18 protein-coding genes and 1 riboswitch are annotated in these 20,437 nt (G+C 38.9%); of the genes, 11 read left to right on the forward strand and 7 right to left on the reverse strand.

Features of this window, described 5'->3' with window-relative positions; translation table 11 throughout:
* The first annotated feature begins 71 nt into the window (after positions 1 to 71).
* Positions 72 to 521 (forward strand): thiol-disulfide oxidoreductase DCC family protein, encoded by a 450-nt coding sequence (locus tag QNI15_RS34015; RefSeq protein ID WP_313993193.1) that lies wholly within the window; start codon positions 72 to 74, stop codon positions 519 to 521.
* A 3-nt stretch (positions 522 to 524) separates the two neighbouring features.
* On the opposite strand, the gene QNI15_RS34020 is transcribed toward QNI15_RS34015, so the two are convergent.
* A complete protein-coding gene (locus QNI15_RS34020) occupies positions 525 to 2,039 on the reverse strand; it encodes an APC family permease (protein WP_313993190.1) in 1,515 nt (504 codons plus the stop codon).
* 343 nt (positions 2,040 to 2,382) lie between these two features.
* Here QNI15_RS34020 and QNI15_RS34025 point away from each other — a divergent pair, with 343 nt between their 5' ends.
* Together QNI15_RS34025 and QNI15_RS34030 are read left to right on the forward strand one after the other, a co-directional pair.
* Positions 2,383 to 3,777 (forward strand): leucine-rich repeat domain-containing protein, encoded by a 1,395-nt coding sequence (locus QNI15_RS34025; RefSeq protein ID WP_314036312.1) that lies wholly within the window; start codon positions 2,383 to 2,385, stop codon positions 3,775 to 3,777.
* Positions 3,778 to 4,080: 303 nt separating this feature from the next.
* The gene (locus tag QNI15_RS34030) at positions 4,081 to 5,523 is read left to right on the forward strand and encodes a hypothetical protein (protein ID WP_314036314.1); all 1,443 of its coding nucleotides are present in this window, start codon (positions 4,081 to 4,083) and stop codon (positions 5,521 to 5,523) included.
* A 1,292-nt stretch (positions 5,524 to 6,815) separates the two neighbouring features.
* Here the strand turns inward: QNI15_RS34030 and tenA are convergent.
* The 5 genes from tenA to QNI15_RS34055 all read right to left on the reverse strand — a co-directional run bounded on the left by tenA (position 6,816) and on the right by QNI15_RS34055 (position 10,870).
* Complete coding sequence (gene tenA / locus QNI15_RS34035) at positions 6,816 to 7,472, reverse strand: thiaminase II (protein WP_314036316.1); 657 nt, start codon at positions 7,470 to 7,472, stop codon at positions 6,816 to 6,818.
* A 68-nt stretch (positions 7,473 to 7,540) separates the two neighbouring features.
* Positions 7,541 to 8,350: a bifunctional hydroxymethylpyrimidine kinase/phosphomethylpyrimidine kinase gene (gene thiD / locus QNI15_RS34040; RefSeq protein WP_314036318.1), complete on the reverse strand. Its 810-nt coding sequence runs from the start codon at positions 8,348 to 8,350 to the stop codon at positions 7,541 to 7,543.
* The gene (gene thiE / locus QNI15_RS34045) at positions 8,347 to 8,970 is read right to left on the reverse strand and encodes a thiamine phosphate synthase (RefSeq protein ID WP_314036319.1); all 624 of its coding nucleotides are present in this window, start codon (positions 8,968 to 8,970) and stop codon (positions 8,347 to 8,349) included. Before thiE ends, thiD begins: the two co-directional genes overlap by 4 nt.
* Before the next feature lie 89 nt (positions 8,971 to 9,059).
* Complete coding sequence (gene thiM, locus QNI15_RS34050; RefSeq protein ID WP_314036320.1) at positions 9,060 to 9,863, reverse strand: hydroxyethylthiazole kinase; 804 nt, start codon at positions 9,861 to 9,863, stop codon at positions 9,060 to 9,062.
* Positions 9,864 to 9,907: 44 nt separating this feature from the next.
* Positions 9,908 to 10,005, reverse strand: a riboswitch (TPP riboswitch).
* Between the two features lie 52 nt (positions 10,006 to 10,057).
* On the reverse strand, positions 10,058 to 10,870 hold the full coding sequence (locus QNI15_RS34055) for a glutamine amidotransferase-related protein (RefSeq protein WP_313984580.1): 813 nt from the start codon (positions 10,868 to 10,870) through the stop codon (positions 10,058 to 10,060).
* Positions 10,871 to 11,767: 897 nt separating this feature from the next.
* Here QNI15_RS34055 and lhgO point away from each other — a divergent pair.
* From lhgO to QNI15_RS34080, 5 genes are all read left to right on the forward strand, one after another.
* Complete coding sequence (gene lhgO, locus QNI15_RS34060; protein WP_314036321.1) at positions 11,768 to 12,994, forward strand: L-2-hydroxyglutarate oxidase; 1,227 nt, start codon at positions 11,768 to 11,770, stop codon at positions 12,992 to 12,994.
* Positions 12,995 to 13,139: 145 nt separating this feature from the next.
* On the forward strand, positions 13,140 to 13,922 hold the full coding sequence (rfbF, locus tag QNI15_RS34065; RefSeq protein WP_313984576.1) for a glucose-1-phosphate cytidylyltransferase: 783 nt from the start codon (positions 13,140 to 13,142) through the stop codon (positions 13,920 to 13,922).
* Between the two features lie 71 nt (positions 13,923 to 13,993).
* Positions 13,994 to 15,040 (forward strand): NAD-dependent epimerase/dehydratase family protein, encoded by a 1,047-nt coding sequence (locus QNI15_RS34070; protein ID WP_313984575.1) that lies wholly within the window; start codon positions 13,994 to 13,996, stop codon positions 15,038 to 15,040.
* A 97-nt stretch (positions 15,041 to 15,137) separates the two neighbouring features.
* Positions 15,138 to 15,689 carry a dTDP-4-dehydrorhamnose 3,5-epimerase gene (rfbC, locus tag QNI15_RS34075; protein ID WP_313993169.1) on the forward strand — a complete coding sequence of 184 codons (552 nt, stop codon included), beginning with the start codon at positions 15,138 to 15,140 and terminating at the stop codon, positions 15,687 to 15,689.
* A 54-nt stretch (positions 15,690 to 15,743) separates the two neighbouring features.
* On the forward strand, positions 15,744 to 17,078 hold the full coding sequence (locus QNI15_RS34080) for an NAD(P)H-dependent oxidoreductase (protein ID WP_313993166.1): 1,335 nt from the start codon (positions 15,744 to 15,746) through the stop codon (positions 17,076 to 17,078).
* 70 nt (positions 17,079 to 17,148) lie between these two features.
* Here the strand turns inward: QNI15_RS34080 and QNI15_RS34085 are convergent, their stop codons facing one another.
* Positions 17,149 to 17,652 carry an ExbD/TolR family protein gene (locus tag QNI15_RS34085; protein ID WP_313993163.1) on the reverse strand — a complete coding sequence of 168 codons (504 nt, stop codon included), beginning with the start codon at positions 17,650 to 17,652 and terminating at the stop codon, positions 17,149 to 17,151.
* A gap of 479 nt (positions 17,653 to 18,131) precedes the next feature.
* Here QNI15_RS34085 and QNI15_RS34090 point away from each other — a divergent pair, with 479 nt between their 5' ends.
* The 3 genes from QNI15_RS34090 to QNI15_RS34100 all read left to right on the forward strand — a co-directional run bounded on the left by QNI15_RS34090 (position 18,132) and on the right by QNI15_RS34100 (position 20,130).
* The gene (locus tag QNI15_RS34090) at positions 18,132 to 18,545 is read left to right on the forward strand and encodes a hypothetical protein (protein WP_313993161.1); all 414 of its coding nucleotides are present in this window, start codon (positions 18,132 to 18,134) and stop codon (positions 18,543 to 18,545) included.
* Positions 18,546 to 18,823: 278 nt separating this feature from the next.
* Complete coding sequence (locus tag QNI15_RS34095) at positions 18,824 to 19,279, forward strand: hypothetical protein (protein ID WP_313993158.1); 456 nt, start codon at positions 18,824 to 18,826, stop codon at positions 19,277 to 19,279.
* Positions 19,258 to 20,130 carry a sensor histidine kinase gene (locus tag QNI15_RS34100; protein ID WP_313993155.1) on the forward strand — a complete coding sequence of 291 codons (873 nt, stop codon included), beginning with the start codon at positions 19,258 to 19,260 and terminating at the stop codon, positions 20,128 to 20,130. The genes QNI15_RS34095 and QNI15_RS34100 overlap by 22 nt, the downstream gene beginning before the upstream one ends.
* Positions 20,131 to 20,437: the final 307 nt, after the last annotated feature.

The following is a 20,437-nucleotide window of genomic DNA, read 5'->3' on the forward strand; positions in this document are numbered from 1 at the left end:
AAAAAAGCGTAATAAGAGATCTCTTATTACGCTTTTTTATATTACAGGATTTTCATTTTACTTATTCTGCTATGGACTCGCTTGTAAAATCTGCTTCGACTGATATCCGCTCTCTAACTATTAATCAGGAAATACTTCTGTTTGATGGAGTCTGTAATCTATGCAATGGAGCTGTACAGTTTATTCTGGATCATGAAAAACCTAACTCACACCTTACATTCACCTCTCTTCAATCCCAAACAGGACAAACGTTACTTCAAAAATTCAATCTGTCGACACAACAATTTGATTCCCTGGTGTTAGTGGTTGGCGAACGATTTTATACTGAATCCACAGCGGCTCTTAAGCTGGCCCGAAAACTAAAGGGAATCTGGTCCTGGCTTTACTGGTTAATTATAATTCCTAAACCTATACGCGACTGGGGATACACACTAATTGCCAGAAACCGATACAAATGGTTCGGACAAAAGGAAAGCTGTATGATACCTACGCCTGAATTAAAAGCTCGTTTTCTGGACTAATACCTAATCATTTAGTTCAATCTTATTTAAATGGCTATTTTTGCGTCCGTAGCCAAAATAAATAATCAACCCTAAAAGAAGCCATCCGATAGCCAACTGCTTTGATAAAGCACTCAATTGCCAGATTAATATCGTATTTAGGATCAATCCCAAAGGAGCTATTATATTGATGGCTGGAACTCTGAACGGACGTTCACGCTCTGGCTCACGTTTACGTAATAACCAGACAGCGATACATACAATGGCAAAGGCGAACAAAGTACCAAAACTGGTCATTTCTCCTAATACATCAATGGGTGTTAAAGCAGCAACCAAAGAAACTATCAAACCTACCAGTAAGGTGCTTTTCCAGGGAGTTTTGAATCTGGGATGAATCGAATGAAAAAACGAAGGCAATAAACCATCTTTAGACATACTAAGAAAAACCCGGGTTTGACCAAGCATCATAACCAACATCACAGAAATCAATCCGGCTGTGGCAGCAAATGTAATAATATACACAGCCCATGTTTGCCCAACTTTATCAAAAGCATAGGCTACTGGTGCCTTTAACGCTTCTCCCACTATTTCCTTGTAGTTGATCATTCCAGTCAGGACAATGGAAACCAGCAGGTAAAGAACTGTGCAAAAGATTAAGGATACAATGATAGCAAAAGGAATATCTTTCCTGGGATTAACCGCTTCGCTTGCCTGAGTTGAAACCGCATCAAAACCTATGTAGGCAAAGAAGATAGCCGATGCACCACTTACTATACCTCCCCAACCATAGGCCTGACGTGGTGTACCATCTTCCCCATTAATAATGGAAGCCTCTGGGACAAATGGATGCCAGTTGCTGGGAACAACATAAAATATACCTACTATAATGACAAAAAGAACAGCAGTAACCTTCAAAACCACAATCAGATTGTTAGCTCCGGCAGCTTCTTTAATTCCTTTCACCAGAATATAGGTCACAACCCATACAATCAACAAAGCGGGTAAGTTCAGGGCAAACATCGGTTTTTCCAGTCCTGCCTGCTGAGCATATATATTGGCTGAAAAAGGATCATTCCGTAACCAAAACGGAATGTCAAACCCAAGAAGGTGAACGAGTTTTACAAAATAGCCAGACCAGCTCACAGCCACTGTCATAGCACCCATAGCATATTCAAGTACCAGGCCCCACCCAATAACCCAGGCAAATAGTTCGCCAACAGTCCCATAAGCATAGGCATAGGCAGAACCCTCAACTGGCAGCATGGAGGCAAATTCACTGTAACATAGAGCTGCAAACACACAGCCAATGCCTGCAATCACAAACGATAGAGCCAATGCAGGACCTGCATGATAGTGTGCCGCGGTTCCTGTAAAAACGAAGATACCTCCTCCAATTACAGCACCTATACCAATTGCCGTCAAGCTCCATTTGCCTAAAACTTTTCGTAACTCATTTTTCTTTATATCCTGTTCAAACAGATACAAAGGTTTCTTTCGAAAGAAACTTTTCTGTTGGGATGTTGAGACTTCTGTTTTCATACTATTTCTGAGGTAGGGTTTATAAATGGTATCCTGGATAATGTTGGTTATGACCAGGCAACTACACTCAAAAAACGTTATTGATTCCAATTAGAACACAGAAACAGAAGGGAAACCCTAGGGAAAACATCAGATTTCACACTTCCTGTACACGATTTGTATACACTGCTTCTTCACTACTAAGGCTGATTTTGCCTACATTGCTGCCGTTTTTGTCCGTAAGTCTGTAGCCTTTGCAACAATATGAATCGGACATTATCCAACAAGGACACCTACAACCGGTGATTTCCTACTGTTGGCTTTTTTAACCATTCTAACATAACTGATTCATCCACCTGATTTCATGTCATTGATCACAAACAACTCATTGTATGCTTTGCTGCAATCCGACTCCCTGGAAAACATCCATCAGGGACTAGCCCAAGCCAAATCCCAGAAAATAGGCATCCGTTCCTGGCTCAATGACGCCAAGCTGATTTATAAGTGGGTTTACCCGGAAAAGAAGCCCCAGGATACAGCCCAACTACTGCTAGAACTGAATACCACTCAAACTCTGGATCTGTTTGACAAAAAGAAAGCCGTCGTTCCGCCACAACTGCAAATGCTTGCCCGGCTGGTCACGCTAAACCTGAGCCACAACCGAATCCGTGTCCTTCCGCCCGAGATCGGAAAGCTATCGGCACTGCAGGAACTGTCGGTGGACAACAACCAACTGGCCGAATTGCCAGAGCAAATTGCAAACCTGACCCAGCTCCGAAGCCTGAGCGCTTCGCTGAACCAACTCGTATCCGTCCCTGAACAAATCGGAAACCTAACCCGGCTGCAGGAACTAGAGCTATCGTGTAACCAATTACGCCACCTGCCCCCGCAAATCGGAGAACTCACCGAACTGAACACCTTACAGCTGATCCGCAACCAGTTGGAAAGCCTGCCAGAAACGATTGGCAAGCTGCAAAACCTGACTTTGCTTCAAGTGTTTGAGAATAAACTTACCAGCTTGCCCACTAGCATCGGCAAGCTGACCAAACTGAACACCTTGCATCTGTTCGAAAACCAGTTGGAAAGCCTGCCAGAAACGATTGGTAAGCTGACTGGACTAACTAAGCTTGGGCTTTCGTCAAACAATCTGGAAAAACTACCAGAGGAAATCGGACAGCTCACCCGCCTGACATCGCTGTCGGTGTGGCGGAATCGGTTAACCGAACTACCCTCCACATTGTTCAGTCTGCCCTTGCTGACAGAACTAAGCCTAGGCTATAACCGGATACGTGTCCTTCCGCCCGAGATCGGAAAGCTATCGGCATTGCAGAAACTGTCGGTGGACAACAACCAACTGACCGAATTGCCAGAGCAAATTGCAAACCTGAGTCAGTTGCAGGAACTAGATCTTTCAGGCAATCCGTTCGGTGACTTCCCCTGGATCGGCAAACTGACCCAGCTCCATTCACTGAGTGCCTCTCAAAGTGGGATTACCCAACTACCACTGGAAATCGGTAATTTGACCCAACTCACTACCTTGACGCTGAATTTGAACCAACTCAAACGACTACCACCCGAAATCGGCCAGCTAACCCAGCTAGAGAACCTGTATCTTTCGCGGAACCAGCTGAGCGAACTGCCGCCGGAAATCAGCCGGTTGCAATCGTTGAAGGCCCTTTTTCTGTCAGGTAACCCGATCAGCCCAAAAACGAAGGCTCAGTTGCACACATGGCTGCCTGGCTGCAAAATACACATCTAACCCCATACCCGATCTGACCAACCGACTCCAGACAAACGAGGAGAAAGTTGGTCTAACTTTGTGGGCATGAATCCAACACAGGTATGAATAGTTTAGAAGTTAATACCTCTTTTTCCCCTAGTTCAATATATACTTGATCGGCCGTATACCCTAGCACAGTATTTCTAAGTTTAGCAACCAAAGGCTATTACTATTTTATTTGGCTTTTTTCCTGATAGTTTTCAGTAGATTTGGACAAATACACTAAATGCCTATTTTTTATTGACACATTACCTATCTGTTGGTTTGACATTATAACGCCTTATGCCTGTTGTTAAAGTAAAAGAACTACCTGCTTACTATCACCTGCTGGATACTATCTGGCAAAAAAAATTCCATGTCTCTTTACGAGAGGATAAGAACCTCATTGAAAACAGAAAACAATTTCGTCAATACATTGCAAACAACTATGGGTTATATACCGGCGAGTTTGATTCCAAAAGATTCGAAGATATTTTTAATGGCATCCGAAACACAGAATATTTTCCGGATGCTATTGCTGAAAGCTCTGTTCCAATCAGTAATTATCCTGGCATTGAATTATTAGAAGCCTACTGCTGTGAATATTATCAAATGCCTGTTGGTGGACTATCCGAATTTAAAGAAGGAGCCAAAAGTGGACGTACCTGGCACAAATTCCTTTCAGATTATTATACCATTCACCCATCTGCCACCAAACACTCAGAGCTTACACCCAAAGAATTTGTCCTTTTTGGGATTAACTTTTGTTCGATAAGGCAGGTGCTACTTCTTGCACTTTCAACTCTAAGTCTGGTCTTTGTGATAGGAGTAGTTCTATATTTTTGTATACAGGGTGGATATCTTTCTTTTTTGTCACCACCTGACCAAATCATAGAGACTCATCAGAAGGGATACTATCTTAGCCTTTCTATTGCCTCACTGATTCAAAGCCTGATCATTCTGGTATTGATTATGATTTACTATTATGATGAAGACCTGGGAGGAAAAAAGTATGTAGACAATCTAGCAAGCAGTATCATAAAGACGACACTGGAGCAGTTTCAGAGTGGGTGGATTGGAATATGGATTAGTTTGTTTTTTCTTTATTTATGGTTTGCCCTCAAATGGAGTATAGAGTCAGGCATGTTAGGAGATATAGAAATAGCTCAGTTACAAGGCAATGCAGCCGTTCTTGACAATCTTAAAAACCATTATCTTCAATTCAAAGGAATATCCTGGATTGTTGCAGACTTGCTGAATCTGATTGGCCCGGTCTTATACTTTTATCTTTATTTTATTCTGGATACCGAAAGTATAGCAACAGAACAACATCCTTCTCGTAATCAATTCTTTCTGTCGGTTATGAAAGTAATTCTGATCGTATCTGTTCTTTTGTTTATACTATCTCTATGCGACAGATTAGTATATCTGGGAGACTTTCAAAATCTGCCTACCCTGATCTATTCATTATTTACCTCAATTGCCATGTCTATGTTTTTTGGCAAACTCAGTTCACATTTCTTCAATACATCACCATCTGCCAGAGTTTTCTTTATTCCTCTATTTTATCTATATGCAGCCTTACAGGCTGTGTATGGTATGCTGGGCTTTAAGAATGTACATATTTCTGTTTCATTAATTACGATGGTATTTGTATTAAAGATCATCTTGTTCTTTTATATCAGCAAGCTTATTACCAAAAGAAAGGTTGATATGTACCTAACCAAGATACTAGATCGGGAATGATACGATCCAAGCAATTGATATGAATTAAGCAGTTTAGCTTAATTATCCAAAAACATAACACACATGAAACGGATAACGCTATCCAGGATAATGAAAAATTAATTTGGATAATAACTTAAAACAACTCGATTCTGGCACATTGTTATTGCAGACTCTAACGTATTGACACACTAGATAAACTTTTTGCATCTATCTGGATAAATAAATTGAGTTCAAAACTACCAGGTGTCCACCACCTCGCCTGGCATTGTTGAGGACTGCTAGACCTCCCCTATTACCCTCTTTGCGCATAGTTCACTGCATCCCGTTTTTTAGCAAGGGCAAAGCAGCCAAGCCAATCAGCGAGGTGTTTGCGGTTAACTCCAATCACTTTTCATTTTGATAAGAGTTCCGATCGTTTTCCATTTTGTGCAGAATTCAAGGCAAGCAGAGTCGTGCGCATAACTCACGGCACGGGAAGCCTTGCGCTTTATTCACGGCAAAACTTTTTTTGAGCGGAACTCACTGCAACACTTTGCTTGCATAGAACTATGCACAAGGATTGTCTGAATCACGGATGTCACAGATTAAAAAGATAGCATTATGGGCGATTGGCGGCGTACTTACAATATCGGATATATCTCAAACCAGGTTTGTGGTAAGCTAGGCACACTCATGAGGCAGTCACGACCACACCAAAGGCAGATATGGTGTAGGTGAAACACAGAGGGGCATTTTGGAGGGCAATTGATTTTGTTTGGTTTAGAGGATGTATCCCCTATCCACGATTCAGATAATTGTGTTTTTAGCACTTCAAACTGTACTTTCTCTCTTTTGGGGTAAGACGGGGTAGGATGTGGGTAATATCTGGGGTAAGATTAAGTACCTGACAATGAGGCGGGGTAAGAGAGGTAAGATTCTCTCTATATTATATATATAAATATTATATTCTATTTATAGTATATATAGCTCTCTGTTTCCTCTTTTTTCTTTATCTTCTGGAAGTGTTTCAGGCCAAAAAAACGACCCATCTCACCCCGTCTCATTGTCAGGTAGTTACATCTATCCCCAATCCTTCCCCTATCTTTCCACGTTTACCCCGCTTCTTGTAGAAAGCATCTTTCCTTGACCCAATACCCATAGCGTTTGGTTTTATTACTTCACTGGATAGCTTTAGGCCACGTAAGAATTGCTTCTGTAATCTATGTCCTTACTGCTTCACAAGATCCCTCCAAAATCACCTATTCAACCTTTTGTGGCAGGATTTTGTGGGAGGAGTCTTTTTAACAAGCTCAGAAGCCCTTAAGAAGACCTCAGACAGGCTTCCAGGCATTGAGTACATAGGCATCATTCCAGAAGGTCCATTCCATTCTACAGGAGAACCTGAAAACCTCCTGCATTTGGGCTCTGAGGCTATCTGTTGTTTGAGCTGCCAAAGTATTGGTAATTTCCAGCATTTGGGTAACCAGGGTATCAAATTCATCTCCGGCATAGGTATCAATCCATTGCTGATAAGGATTAGGAGTAGCAGCATGTTTCAGTATATACTTTCCCACTTCCCGGTAAATCCAGAAACAAGGCAATACGGCGGCCACTCCAACTTCCAATGGCTGAATAGCAGTAGTGGATACTAAGAAATGAGTATAGGCAAAGCACCCAGGCATCTTTTCTGGAGCCCCTGTAATGTTATATAAACGAAAATAATTTTCGTGTAAGGCTTTTTCTACGATTACTGCCCCCTGAGCAAACTGAAGGAATTGTAACATGTGCGACTGATCAGTAGCTTTAACAGCCAATAGAGCTAAAGCTTTGCCAAAATCAGCCAGATACAGAGCATCCTGCTGGATATAATACCGAAACTTCTCCTCTGGCAAAAAACCATCGGATAACTCTCGGATAAAATCATCATTAATTATAAAATTATAAATATCCAGATTATTATTCCAAAGACTTTCCGAAAAAGTACTCATATAAAACTAAGAGAATAAAAGAGTTTACTATGAAGCATGTGAGAGAACTTCAATAGCTAAAAATTGTTTTATGTCCAGTATGAAAAGAAATGATGCACCGGACCATGTCCTGATCCGAGTGTATATTCAGCACCCGCTTTCAATGCATTTGTCAGATATTCCTTAGCTGCAACAACAGCCTCAGATACAGATAATCCGTTTGCCAGCCCAGCTGCAATCGCAGACGAAAGAGTACAGCCCGTCCCATGAGAATTAACAGTATGGACACGTTCCGAGGTAAGCGTGCTTAACTGGTCAGTTTGTGCATGATATAAAATATCAACACTTTCATTGCCTTCCAGATGTCCGCCTTTCAATAAAATATATCCCTGAGTTAACTGAGCCAGTTCAATAACCGACTCTTTCATTTCTGTTATATTCTGAATATTCTTACCTGTCAATACAGCAGCTTCGGGTAAGTTAGGAGTAATAACAGTTGCGATAGGAAGTAAATATCTTTTTAGGCTTTCAATCGCCTCATCCTGTAGTAGCTTGTCACCACTTTTAGCAACCATAACAGGGTCCAGCACAATATTTCTAACTCGGTATCCCTGTAACGTTTCGGCAATCGCTTCAATAATATCGGCACGATGAATCATTCCTATTTTCACAGCATCTGTACCAATATCTGTCAAAACGGCTTCCAGTTGTGCAACAACAAAATCAGCAGATACAGAAGAGATAGCACTTACTGATTGGGTATTTTGAGCAGTTAATGCAGTGATAACAGACATCCCATAACACCCCAATGCAGCAAACGTTTTCAAATCAGCCTGAATGCCTGCACCTCCTCCACTGTCTGAACCAGCAATTGTCAATACACGTTTATAGCTTTTCATGCGTTTTCGATAAGTTGAATTAAAGTTCGTGTTGCATCATACGGAGACGCGGTTCCACAAATGGCAGAGACAACGGCAACTCCAGTTACTCCCGTTTGGATAACTTGTTGAATATTTGTCTGATTAATCCCCCCAATAGCGTATGTACTATGTTTGGTTTGTGTACACAAACTTCTTAACCCCTCAACACCAAGTTCAGAAGTTGTGTCCAGTTTTGTAGTTGTCGAAAAGATAGACGCAATCCCTACATAATCTACATCCAGAGCATTGGCAGTAGTTAGCTCAGGCAGATTGTTAACAGACAAACCAATAATTTTTGTATAACCCATTAGCTGTCTTGCCTGGGTATAAGACATATCCTCTTGTCCAATATGTACCCCATCTGCATCAACCGCCACAGCAACCTCTACTCGATCATTGATGATCAGTTTAGCATTATACATTCGGGTAATAGCCAACACCTTATGAGCCAAGGCAATAAAATCTTCTGTTGACAAATCTTTTTCCCGTAACTGAACCCAATTTACACCAGCCTTACACGCTTGCTCGACCACATATTCAACATTGTGTCCTGCCTGTTGACAAATAAGACTATCTGTCACTAAATATAATTTTGACATACTTTATTCTCCCCTGGCTATACTATAATAGTACCCAAATAGTAAGTTAACATAATAATTGATATAACCACAGGAATACACTTCCCTATTTATGAGGTAACTTGCAAACGATACAGAATATCGTCTCCTGTTAACTTATACAGCGTATCCAAGAAATTAACCTGAAGACTGCCAGGATATGGATTTTTCTCTGCTGCAATTTCCCCACTTATTCCCATAACAGCCATTGCATGAGCAGCAGCTTCAAAGTAATTTGGATTAATAGCGACAAATGCCCCAATCAATGCAGTAGCAGTGCATCCCATTCCAGTCACCTTAGACATAAGGGGATGTCCGTTTGCAATGGATACTATATTATCCTGATATATAATAAAATCGGTGGCCCCACTGATAACAACTGTAGAGTTATACTTCTTGCTTAAAAAATAAGCAGCATTCAGAGCAGCTTCAGACCCATAAATACTATCCACGCCCTTTGTTTGAGCATCCAGTCCGGCTAGAGCCATTATCTCTGAAGCGTTTCCACGAATGACAGAAGGTGGTGTATCTTGGATTAATTGAGTGCTGACTTGATTCCGATAAGACGTAGCCCCCACTCCTACCGGATCAAATACAATGGGCTTATTCAGTTTATGTGCCTGTTTCATTGCCAATTCCATTCCACCCACAAAATTGGCATCCAGTGTACCTATATTAACAACCAATGCCTGTGAAATGGAAACAAACTCTTCCACTTCTTCTGTTGCATGCACCATCGCTGGAGATGCACCTATTGCCAGTAAAGCATTGGCAGTAGTATTCATAACCACAAAGTTGGTAATATTATGTATTAAAGGTTGGGCAGACCGAATGGCCTGGATATCACGCCAGATTTGATGCGGATTGAGTTGCATGTTATTCCGTTTATTTGTCCAAAATAACAACTCAGGGGATGACAAAACCGCATCCAACTTTTTCCTACGACCGTATGAACGGTATCAGGTTGTGAGGGTTTGATCTCAGTCAGTAAAAATACTGACACCCCTAAAGTTGACAATGCCAAAAGTAAGTGAAACGAATGGAAATACAAATATTTCCTCAGATCATATCACAATTCAATAGAATGAGGAAGGGCTATTCGTAAAAATGTAGGTAGGATTGTCTGATAAGTAAATGCTATTTTATCCGGATCTGCCAGATAACGTATCATTTCATGATACTTATCAATTCCATAGTTGGCAATAATAATCTCTCTTTTATCTTTTGTATCCAGGTGACGCAACATACCAGCCGCATCAATCTCAGGGTGAAATTGCGTTCCAAAGAAAGCTTCATCGAAACGAATAGCCATTACAGCCCGCTCCAGATCAATAAGAGGTCTTAGCTTTTCATAACAGAGAATCTGCCCACCCCACTCTTTCAGTTTTATTTCATTAATCTGTGTTACTTGCCAGTCTCGGCTATCTACTACCCAAAATGGATCATCCAGATTTTCAAAGTATAATTCCTGAAGTCCATGAACAGTACGATGCACAGGAAAAATACCGAAGGCATGTGATTTACGCTGAGTGAGAACACCTAATTCAAAATATCGACAGAAAATCTGAAAGGAATGGCTTATCAGAAAAACGTATTTTTTATGTTCAGGAAATCTTCTGTTGTAATCACGAAGGTTATTCATCAATTCAAAAAACAAAAGCTCCCATTCTGTCCCTTCACTTTCAACAGGACTACCTGGACCACCTGTAGAAATATACAGATCATAACTCAGATCAGGTATTTCGTTTTTCTGTCTTACATCAAAAATAGTAAAAGAAACATCTACAGTAGTAGTTTGAGCAAAAGATAACATTAATTCTTTTATACACCGTATTCCTTCATTGGCTGATCCATCATACAAATCCAGAATAGCAATTCTCATATCTTTCATTATTTTTTACTTACTATAGAATATTATCAAGACAGAACTATTTGCAATTAAACACATAGCCAGAAAAAAAGCGTCTCAAAAACGACAAAAATATAACATAAGTACAACTATTCCATGTAAATAACGATTCTATTTGTATAACACTGTATCGAAAATCTTTACATCCTAACGAATCCTATTATTATCCATTACTTATCCATATATTATCCAAAAAATCAATCAAATCAACACTTAACATAATTATAACTATAACCACAGAAAAAGTTTTCACGTGAAAAGCCTTAAATAAACCAATAAACTAGTAATCAATAGCTTACAGCGAATACACGTTGTACCGACACAACATAAAACCCTAGCAGAGTTATTATAGAAATGTGCAGAGTTATTATAGAAATGTAGAGATGGCAGACAAAGTAACTAATGAAATATCGCTACCAGTTAATGAGTACACTGGTAGCCAAAACATAGAAGACTCTATGAAAACTTGCAAGTCCTACTTCTCCAAAAACAAGATTTTTTTGAGGCAGCGTTTACTATTTTTTCAGGAAATTCACCATCTGTTTACTCCAGATAAATCAAATAATAAATAAAAATAATACAATAAAAAAGTAATATAAACAAACAAAACAAAAAATATACGACTGAAAAACAAATACTTATCTATTCATATCAATTACTCATGTTTACATATATAGTCATTATACAACTAAAGAAAAGTAAACGGCCATAAATTACATTTCAATTGCTACCCGTATCAATACTTGTAATTATCATACATAGTAGTAAATTCGGACTTGTAAAAATTCATTTGCATACTGGCCTATAAAGTTGCGTGGTTGTACCTCGGACTATATCCAACCAGCATAGAAACAATTAATTTACTATACGATGAAATATGACATTCTTGTTGTAGGAGGAGGAATTGTAGGATTAGCTACAGCACTTCGTCTAAAGAAAAACAAACCTGACCTAAAAATTATTCTTCTTGAAAAAGAAAAGCAATTAGCCAAACATCAGACAGGTAATAATAGTGGGGTGATCCATTCGGGCATCTACTATAAACCTGGTAGTCTAAAAGCCACTAATTGTATCAATGGGTACAATGAACTACTTGAGTTCTGCAGAGAGAATGATATAAAATTTGACCTGTGTGGCAAGATTATAGTAGCAACAAGCCAGGAAGAACTTCCTGCACTGGAAAATATCTATAATCGCGGTATTCAAAACGGACTTACAGATATCCGAAAAATTTCACAGGAAGAGATTCGGGAACATGAACCACACTGTAGTGGCATTTCAGGAATCTGGGTTCCTTACACAGGCATCATTGACTATACAGACGTATCTTATAAATATGCAGAAGTTTTCAAAAAGCTAGGAGGCGAAATTCTGCATGAACAAAAAGTACTGGATATTAAACCTGGAAGCACTTCAACAGAAGTAATTACAGATAAACAAACCTTTGAGACTAAGTTGGTTATCAACTGTGCTGGCCTATTCTCTGACAAGATTGCAGCTCTCACTCACAAAAATATCAATGTCCGGATTATCCCCTTCCGAGGAGAGTATTACGAAATAAAGAAAGAGAAAGAATACCTGGTGAAAGGACTTATCTATCCCGTTCCTGATCCTAATTTCCCATTTCTGGGTGTTCACTTCACACGTATGGTCAAAGGTGGAGTTGAAGCTGGTCCAAATGCTGTATTTTCGTTTAAACGGGAAGGATATAAAAAAACAGACTTTAACTGGAGTGATTTTTCAGAGTCAATTGCATGGCCAGGATTCCGTAAGGTAGCAGCCAAATACTGGCGTACCGGTTTGGGAGAATATTACCGTTCTTTTTCCAAAGCAGCTTTTACAAAAGCACTCCAAAAACTTATCCCTGAAATTCAGGAAAATGATCTCATTCCAGGAAATGCTGGAGTACGGGCACAAGCTTGCGACCGAACAGGTGGTTTGATCGATGATTTCATGATTTTAGAAGATAAGCATATCATAAATGTTTGTAATGCTCCCTCTCCTGCTGCCACGTCCTCTCTTTCGATAGGAAAAACAGTCGCAGAAATGGCTTTGCAACGGTTTAATTCTGAGAAAAAAGAAATCGTCCTTAATTAATATACTATTGGTTACTGTACTAGTAAAATCTTTTCCTCTAGCTGTGAAGTTGGTAAGTAGAAGATTAGGGGAATTGTACGACTTTTTTTGAATTTATTTTAGTTTTTTTCATAAACCCCTACCTCATCTTTACAACTATTCCCTTATGAAAGCAGTTATTTTTGCTGGTGGATTTGGTACTCGTATCAGCGAAGAAAGTGGTATCCGTCCAAAACCTATGGTTGAAATTGGTGGCAAACCTATTCTTTGGCACATTCTTAAAATTTATTCACACCATGGAATTAATGATTTTGTAATTTGCTGCGGATACAAGCAACATATTATAAAAGATTATTTTGCAGATTATTATCTGTTAAACTCTGATGTTACCTTTGACCTGCGTACCAATACTATGTCTATCCATAGAACTCCCAAAGAGTCATGGAAGGTTACATTAGTAGATACAGGAGAAGACACAATGACAGGAGGTCGTTTGAAACGGGTGGAGGAATATGTAGGTAATAGTAGTTTTTGCCTTACCTATGGTGATGGTGTAAGTAATGTAAATATCACTGAACTGGTTGAATATCATAAGAAAGGAAACAAACTAGCTACATTAACAGCTGTTCAGCAACCTGGTCGTTTTGGTGCATTTACACTAACAGATGAAGACACCTCTATTCACTCATTTAAAGAAAAACCAACAGGTGATGGTGGTGCTCCGTGGATCAATGGAGGTTTCTTTGTATTGGAACCCGGCATCTTTAAGTATCTGAAAGATGATACAACAATCTGGGAACGTGAGCCTATGGAAAAATTAGCAGAAGATGGTCAACTGCAAGCTTATCGCCACACAGGTTTCTGGCAACCAATGGACACCCTCCGTGATAAAGTTGTACTGGAAGAAATGTGGCATCAGAAGAAAGCACCTTGGAAAGTGTGGCAATAGTTGTCTATTATATATATAGCAATTCATAATACCTGTTCAATCATTCAAATTTTACTAACAATCTACTTTACATGAAAATCCTCATTACTGGAAATATGGGCTATGTAGGTCCTGGAGTAGTAGCACATCTACGTAGTGTATTTCCTCAAGCGACATTGATTGGATATGATATGGCATACTTTGCCAATTGTTTAACCAATGCCGATTTCCTACCTGAAAGCAAACTGGATGAACAATTATTTGGTGATATCCGTAACGTTCCGGCTTCTATTCTGGAAGGTGTAGATGCGGTTGTCCATTTGGCAGCAGTTTCTAACGATCCAATGGGCAACAAATATGAAGAGGTAACGATTGATGTAAACCATAAATCGAGCATTGCGCTGGCTGAAAAAGCAAAAGCAGCAGGTGTTAAATCATTTATATTTGCATCTAGTTGCAGTGTATATGGTGCAGGTGGAGAAGGTGCGAAAACAGAAGATTCTGAATTAAATCCGTTAACAGCCTATGCTCGTTCTAAAATATTCACAGAACGCGATCTTAAACCGCTGGCAGACAGTAACTTTACAATTACATGTCTACGTTTTGCGACAGCATGTGGTATGAGTAACCGTCTTCGTTTGGACTTAGTTTTAAATGATTTTGTTGCAGGTGCTGTAACTTCTAAACAAATCACGATACTAAGTGATGGTACACCATGGAGACCATTGATTAACGTAAAAGATATGGCAATTGCTATTGAATGGGCAATTGAACGTCCAGCTTCTAATGGAGGTGAATTTTTAGCAATTAATACAGGCAGTAATGTCTGGAATTATCAGGTAAAAGAAATTGCAGAAGCAGTAGCACAGATTATACCAGGTACACAGGTATCGATAAACCAGGAAGCACCTCCAGACAAACGTTCTTATCGTGTAAACTTTGATTTGTACGCAAAGCTGGCACCTAATCACCAGGTAAAAAGAACATTGATAGACACCATTGAGGAACTGAAAGAAAATCTGGAAGCAATGGGCTTTGCAGATGGCAACTTCCGTAACTCTCAACTAATGCGCTTAAAAGTACTGAACACACTCCAGGACAAGCAATTAATTGACAGTCAACTTGTCTGGGCAAAATAATTAGTGACACCATAGGGAGTTTTATATTTCTCAGATGTAAAACTCCCTGTATCTGTACTCTAAAGCAAACCAACCTATAAACCAACTTACGCAGCTAATGATATTCACAGAAACAGAACTTAAAGGGGCCTTTATTTTAGAAATTAAGAAATTAGAGGACGAACGTGGTTTTTTTGGCCGTTCATGGTGTAAACGCGAAATGGAAGAACATGGACTGAACGGTAATGTAGTACAAACCAATGTTTCCTATAATAAAGTAAAAGGTACTTTTCGGGGAATGCACTTTCAACGGGCTCCTCATCAGGAAACAAAACTGGTACGTTGTACAAAAGGAGCTATTCTGGATGTGATTATCGATCTTCGTCCGGCCTCCCCTACCTACAAAAAGTGGATTGCAGTTGAGCTAACTGAGAAAAACCACAAAATGCTATATGTACCTGAAGACTTTGCACATGGTTTTGTAACTTTAGAAGATGAGACAGAAGTAACATATCAGGTTACTCAATTCTACACTCCTGGTGCTGAAGGAGGTCTTCGCTGGAATGATCCGGCGTTTGGCATCCAACTGCCTATAACTCCAACAGTTATTTCGGCCAAAGATGCAGCTTGGGCTGATTATACTGAAGCGCTTTTAACACCTGTAGGCTAAATCAGTGGGTCTTTAAGAAATCAAGTGTAATGTCTTAACCATAAAATTCTCTGTATGATTATTGTTGATAGTGCATTAGAAAAAAGACATAGCGAAGGAAATCCTATTCGGGTGGCTATGGTAGGTGCCGGATTTATGGCCAGAGGTATTGCGTTGCAAATCTGCCAGTTTGTAAAAGGAATGGAGCTGGTAGCTATTTCCAACCGTACATTGGAAACTGCCAAACGAGCTTATCGTGAGGCAGGAATTGCTGAATCTGATATTGTAGAAGTAGGTACTACTGCACAGTTGGAAGAAGCAATATCCCGTAAAAAGTTTTCAGTAACAGACAACCCATTTCTTTTATGTGAAGCAGGTCAGGTAGATGCGGTGATGGAAGTTACTGGTCATATTGAATACGGTGCCAGGGTTGTAATGCATGCTATCAAAAACGGCAAGCATGTCATTTTGATGAATGCGGAAGTTGATGGAACAATCGGTTCCATCCTGAAAACGTATGCAGACAAAGCAGGTGTTGTTTATACAGTAGCAGATGGAGATCAGCCAGGTGTAATCATGAACCTTTACCGGTTTGTAAAAGGAATTGGTGTGCGTCCGGTACTTTTGGGTAATATCAAAGGATTACATGATCCATACCGCAATCCTACAACACAAAAAGGATTTGCAGAAAAATGGGGACAAAATCCTGCCATGGTAACCTCATTTGCAGATGGAACCAAAATCTCTTACGAACAAGCTTGTGTTGCCAATGCAACAGGAATGAAAGTCGGCAAACGTGGTATGTTTGGCCCAACAATGGAAGCAGGAACTCCAATTGAGAAAACAACCAAACTATTCCCTGAATTATATGATCTGGATGAGTGGCTGGCTGGTCCTGGAATTGTAGATTATGTAGTGGGTGCAGCTCCGGGTCCGGGTGTTTTTGTTTTGGGTACACACGAACACCCAACCATGCGTCATTACCTGAATTTGTACAAGTTAGGAGAAGGACCACTTTACTGCTTCTATACTCCATATCACTTGTGCCATTTTGAAATTCACAATACAGTGGCACGGGCTGTACTTTTCAATGATGCAAATCTTGCTCCTATTGGCACACCAACAGTAGAAGTTGTAACTACAGCTAAAATAGATTTGAAATCTGGAGAAAAGTTAGATGGACTAGGAGAATATATGACGTATGGCTTAGCTGAAAATTATGATATAGCTCGTGCGGAAAATCTATTGCCGATTGGTCTTGCAGAAGGTGCTATTTTGAAAACAGACCTTCCAAAAGATAAGGTTCTTACTTTTGATGATGTGATTTTACCAGAAGGTTTACTGAGCGTTGAACTTTACAAAGAACAACTAGCCAAGTTCCCTCCTGCTTCTATCAAAGTAACAGCATAGAATATAGATTACTTTTTATAAAACGGATGTGCAACTTATACTAAGGGCACATCCGTTTTTTTATTGACATCTACTGGATATTATGTTTCGCTTTGTATTGATCAATCAATGCAACCTCCTGTGGGTATAATTTCTGAACAGCATACACCTTTACATTGGTAATTGTCATCTCATCCAACACATCCACAACATTCTGATAAGATGCCTGGTCTGTTGGTTTGATAATAAAGATGGCATCTTTGTGGATTGCAGCTCCTTTCTTGACCATTTCCAGCGCTAGTTTGCGCAAACCGCTGGCAGAGTAATCTGTTTTAAAAACCTGAGGATCCTCTGCTCCCTGATAGTAGTATAACTGATTATTTTTATCCAAAACCAAAGTGGTGGTAACTCTCTCTGAAGTTTCCACCGGATCTTCTGATTTTTCAGGCATAGTCAAGTTCATTAAAGTTGGCTTTGAAAGAGTAGTAGTTAACATAAAAAAAGTTACAAGTAAAAAAGCCAGATCAACCATTGGAGTCATATCAATCCGAACGGATTTCATACGGGAATTTTTAGTACTGGATATCTCTGCCATAAAATTGTGAATTAATAGTGAGTAAGTATTTCAAATACATTCTACAGCATGGATGCAAAAAAATAGTCATTTCCATAAATAGTTTTATTTTTTCTTTTTGTTGAGGAAGTATAGAAAAAAAATATCTATTCATGCATTATTTGTCGAATATTTGACCGAACAGTCGATAAAAAAGGCCCACGCGTATAATAGGGCTGAAAAAGTCTAGTATTTATCTTTTCTTTGTTAAGCGTTGGCATCAAGAAACGCTTTTTTAGTCATTTTGCTTTAGAGGCTAAAATAGAAAAGACGCAGATATCTTATCTGCGTCTTTTTTTTATTCCTTGAAAGTTATTTTTTAGAACTCCCCCATCAAAATACCTATTTTGTGGTATTGACAAGTTCCAAACAGAATATCAACTTTGATTTCATCCTCAGTTCTTTGAGACCAGCCCATTCAATAATTCCAATATTCTAAACTATTTAACATTTTATCCATCATGGCAAACAATACCATTGGAACGTTCATTTCACCTACACAAGCTGCCTCTAATCTTTTGGCTTTTTTCAATGACAATAAACTGGATCCTAACAACCCAACAGTTGTTAGCGGACATATTCTTGGGCTAACAAAAATAAAAGAATTCTTGCAAAAAATTGAGGATTATAATGCAGCCAATCCTGCACTTCCTATTGATGGAGTACGTACATATCAAGCCAGGTCAGTACAAACTATTAATGGAAGTCCTCAAACTGTTGATGATATTTTTCTAATGCCTATCTTATCAGATGGTACAGATTTATATCCTGTATATCCAGAAACAACAGCCGCTAAAGTAACCGCAACAGGTGATGATGGCGTAATATTAGGAAACAGTCGCCCCTGCCCCAATCTTTGTGGAGGAGGTGCATAATTTTTTCTTTCTGACTCTGGCAAGCTTGTCAGAGTCAGAATTGATATTATAGAAGAACAACTATCGATTCCTATGATTTCTCATTTATTAAATATAAGCCTGAAGACAGTTTCTATTTGGATTGCCAATCTGTCGGATATATCTGATCTTTTTCCGGTTATAGTAATAATTCTGGTAGGAAGAAAAATAATTCCTCTGTTTGGATTAGGATTTTTTTTTTAATTTCTTCAGCCTTAAAACTTTTTACTCTCATTACAGCAGAATTTACCATCAACAATATGCCCGTATATCATCTGCTGGCTTTCATCGAACTTGTATTCTTACCTTTCTTTTATTACAAACTTTTATCTGCAAAACCTATCTATCTGTATGGACTTGGTGTATTGATACTATTTAATTTTTTACATACTCTACTCACAGGTGACTTGTATAAATTTAATCAGGTAGCCTGGTCTATAAATGCACTGGTATTTATAATACTTGGTTTTGTCTATTATTATCAACTGTATGAACAGTCCGAACCTATCCTGGTAGAAAAACATCCCATGTTTTTTATCAATGCGGGTATCCTTGTCTATGCATCAGGTTCTTTTTTTACGTATCTTTTAGGATGGGAAATCCTTTCCAAAGAAGCTTCTGGCATCTTTCATAACGCATGGATTATTCAATCTTTCTCAAATGTGACAAAAAATATAATTATAGCCTACGGTCTATGGCTCAGCAGACAAATGTAACCGATTTTTTAATTCTTATTATTGGCACTCTTACAACTGTACTCACTGTATCAGGGGTTATATTTTTTGCTTTTATATTTCAACGTAAACTTTATCGGAAGCAAGCTGAATTCCGGGAAATTGAAAAATTACTAAAAAAAGAAGAACTACAATCTGCCTATGCTCTCATTGAAGGCAGAGAATCTGAGAGAAAGCGAATTGCAGAAGATCTACATGATAATCTGGGTAGCCTTTTAGCCACTCTCAAGATATATATTGATACTTTAAGAAACCAAGAAGTCAAACATGAAGAAAAACAACTTCTTACCAACGACCAATCTGACATTTATTCTATTTCCCTATATAAAGATAATCGGACAACACTTATTCAGAAAATACACTCACTGGTAGAAGCGGCAGCGCGTGAAACCAGAAGAATCTCCCATGATCTTGACTCTGGTTTACTCCAATATGGAGGATTTCAGGCAGCTATTGAACAATTGGTTGAAGCCATTAATAATTCGCAAAAACTCTTCATTGAAACTGTAATTGATATTACAGATCCATTAGATGATGAATTAAGTTTAAATATATATCGTATCATTCAGGAATTATTTGCCAACACACTCAAACATGCACATGCAACAAAAGTCCGGATTGAAATCACACAAATACCCAGAGAATATATAAGTATCATTTTTGAAGATAATGGTAAAGGTTTCAATAGCGAGCAAGTAAAAAAAGGAATAGGTTTACAACATATTTACTCTCGTGTGGAACGATTTTATGGGCATGTAACCATTGACTCCTCTTCTGAATTTGGTAGTACCTTTATCATTGAAATCCCTTTCAATCATCCTTTTTCCGTTTAATACCAAAAGTATTAAAAATAAGATACATACGGGTAAAATTAGTCCTAAAAAGACTACGATAATTGCCACATTTATTTGTATATTTCATACTGCCTACATATCACTTCAGTTCGTGTCTCTGGCAGATATACCATATATATCTGCATAACAGTCGATTCTAAATTTCCTCATCCACTCCAGACTTACAATAAAGTTCACATTGTTCTTCAAATTAAAAGTAGTTCCTACATTCAAAATTTGAGTTAATCCGGGCTAGTTAGTAAAAATATTTCGTAAAGTTGTATTTTATATACTGACAAGCTTGCAT

Source organism: Xanthocytophaga flava (genome assembly GCF_030068545.1).
Classification (GTDB): Bacteria; Bacteroidota; Bacteroidia; order Cytophagales; family 172606-1; genus Xanthocytophaga; species Xanthocytophaga flava.

Bases quoted from the DNA above. Each gene is read 5' to 3' on its own strand.
- QNI15_RS34015 (WP_313993193.1), top strand. From the start codon at position 72: ATGGACTCGCTTGTAAAATCTGCTTCGACTGATATCCGCTCTCTAACT.
- QNI15_RS34020 (WP_313993190.1), bottom strand. From the start codon at position 2,039: ATGAAAACAGAAGTCTCAACATCCCAACAGAAAAGTTTCTTTCGAAAG.
- QNI15_RS34025 (WP_314036312.1), top strand. From the start codon at position 2,383: ATGTCATTGATCACAAACAACTCATTGTATGCTTTGCTGCAATCCGAC.
- QNI15_RS34030 (WP_314036314.1), top strand. From the start codon at position 4,081: ATGCCTGTTGTTAAAGTAAAAGAACTACCTGCTTACTATCACCTGCTG.
- tenA (WP_314036316.1), bottom strand. From the start codon at position 7,472: ATGAGTACTTTTTCGGAAAGTCTTTGGAATAATAATCTGGATATTTAT.
- thiD (WP_314036318.1), bottom strand. From the start codon at position 8,350: ATGAAAAGCTATAAACGTGTATTGACAATTGCTGGTTCAGACAGTGGA.
- thiE (WP_314036319.1), bottom strand. From the start codon at position 8,970: ATGTCAAAATTATATTTAGTGACAGATAGTCTTATTTGTCAACAGGCA.
- thiM (WP_314036320.1), bottom strand. From the start codon at position 9,863: ATGCAACTCAATCCGCATCAAATCTGGCGTGATATCCAGGCCATTCGG.
- QNI15_RS34055 (WP_313984580.1), bottom strand. From the start codon at position 10,870: ATGAGAATTGCTATTCTGGATTTGTATGATGGATCAGCCAATGAAGGA.
- lhgO (WP_314036321.1), top strand. From the start codon at position 11,768: ATGAAATATGACATTCTTGTTGTAGGAGGAGGAATTGTAGGATTAGCT.
- rfbF (WP_313984576.1), top strand. From the start codon at position 13,140: ATGAAAGCAGTTATTTTTGCTGGTGGATTTGGTACTCGTATCAGCGAA.
- QNI15_RS34070 (WP_313984575.1), top strand. From the start codon at position 13,994: ATGAAAATCCTCATTACTGGAAATATGGGCTATGTAGGTCCTGGAGTA.
- rfbC (WP_313993169.1), top strand. From the start codon at position 15,138: ATGATATTCACAGAAACAGAACTTAAAGGGGCCTTTATTTTAGAAATT.
- QNI15_RS34080 (WP_313993166.1), top strand. From the start codon at position 15,744: ATGATTATTGTTGATAGTGCATTAGAAAAAAGACATAGCGAAGGAAAT.
- QNI15_RS34085 (WP_313993163.1), bottom strand. From the start codon at position 17,652: ATGGCAGAGATATCCAGTACTAAAAATTCCCGTATGAAATCCGTTCGG.
- QNI15_RS34090 (WP_313993161.1), top strand. From the start codon at position 18,132: ATGGCAAACAATACCATTGGAACGTTCATTTCACCTACACAAGCTGCC.
- QNI15_RS34095 (WP_313993158.1), top strand. From the start codon at position 18,824: ATGCCCGTATATCATCTGCTGGCTTTCATCGAACTTGTATTCTTACCT.
- QNI15_RS34100 (WP_313993155.1), top strand. From the start codon at position 19,258: ATGGCTCAGCAGACAAATGTAACCGATTTTTTAATTCTTATTATTGGC.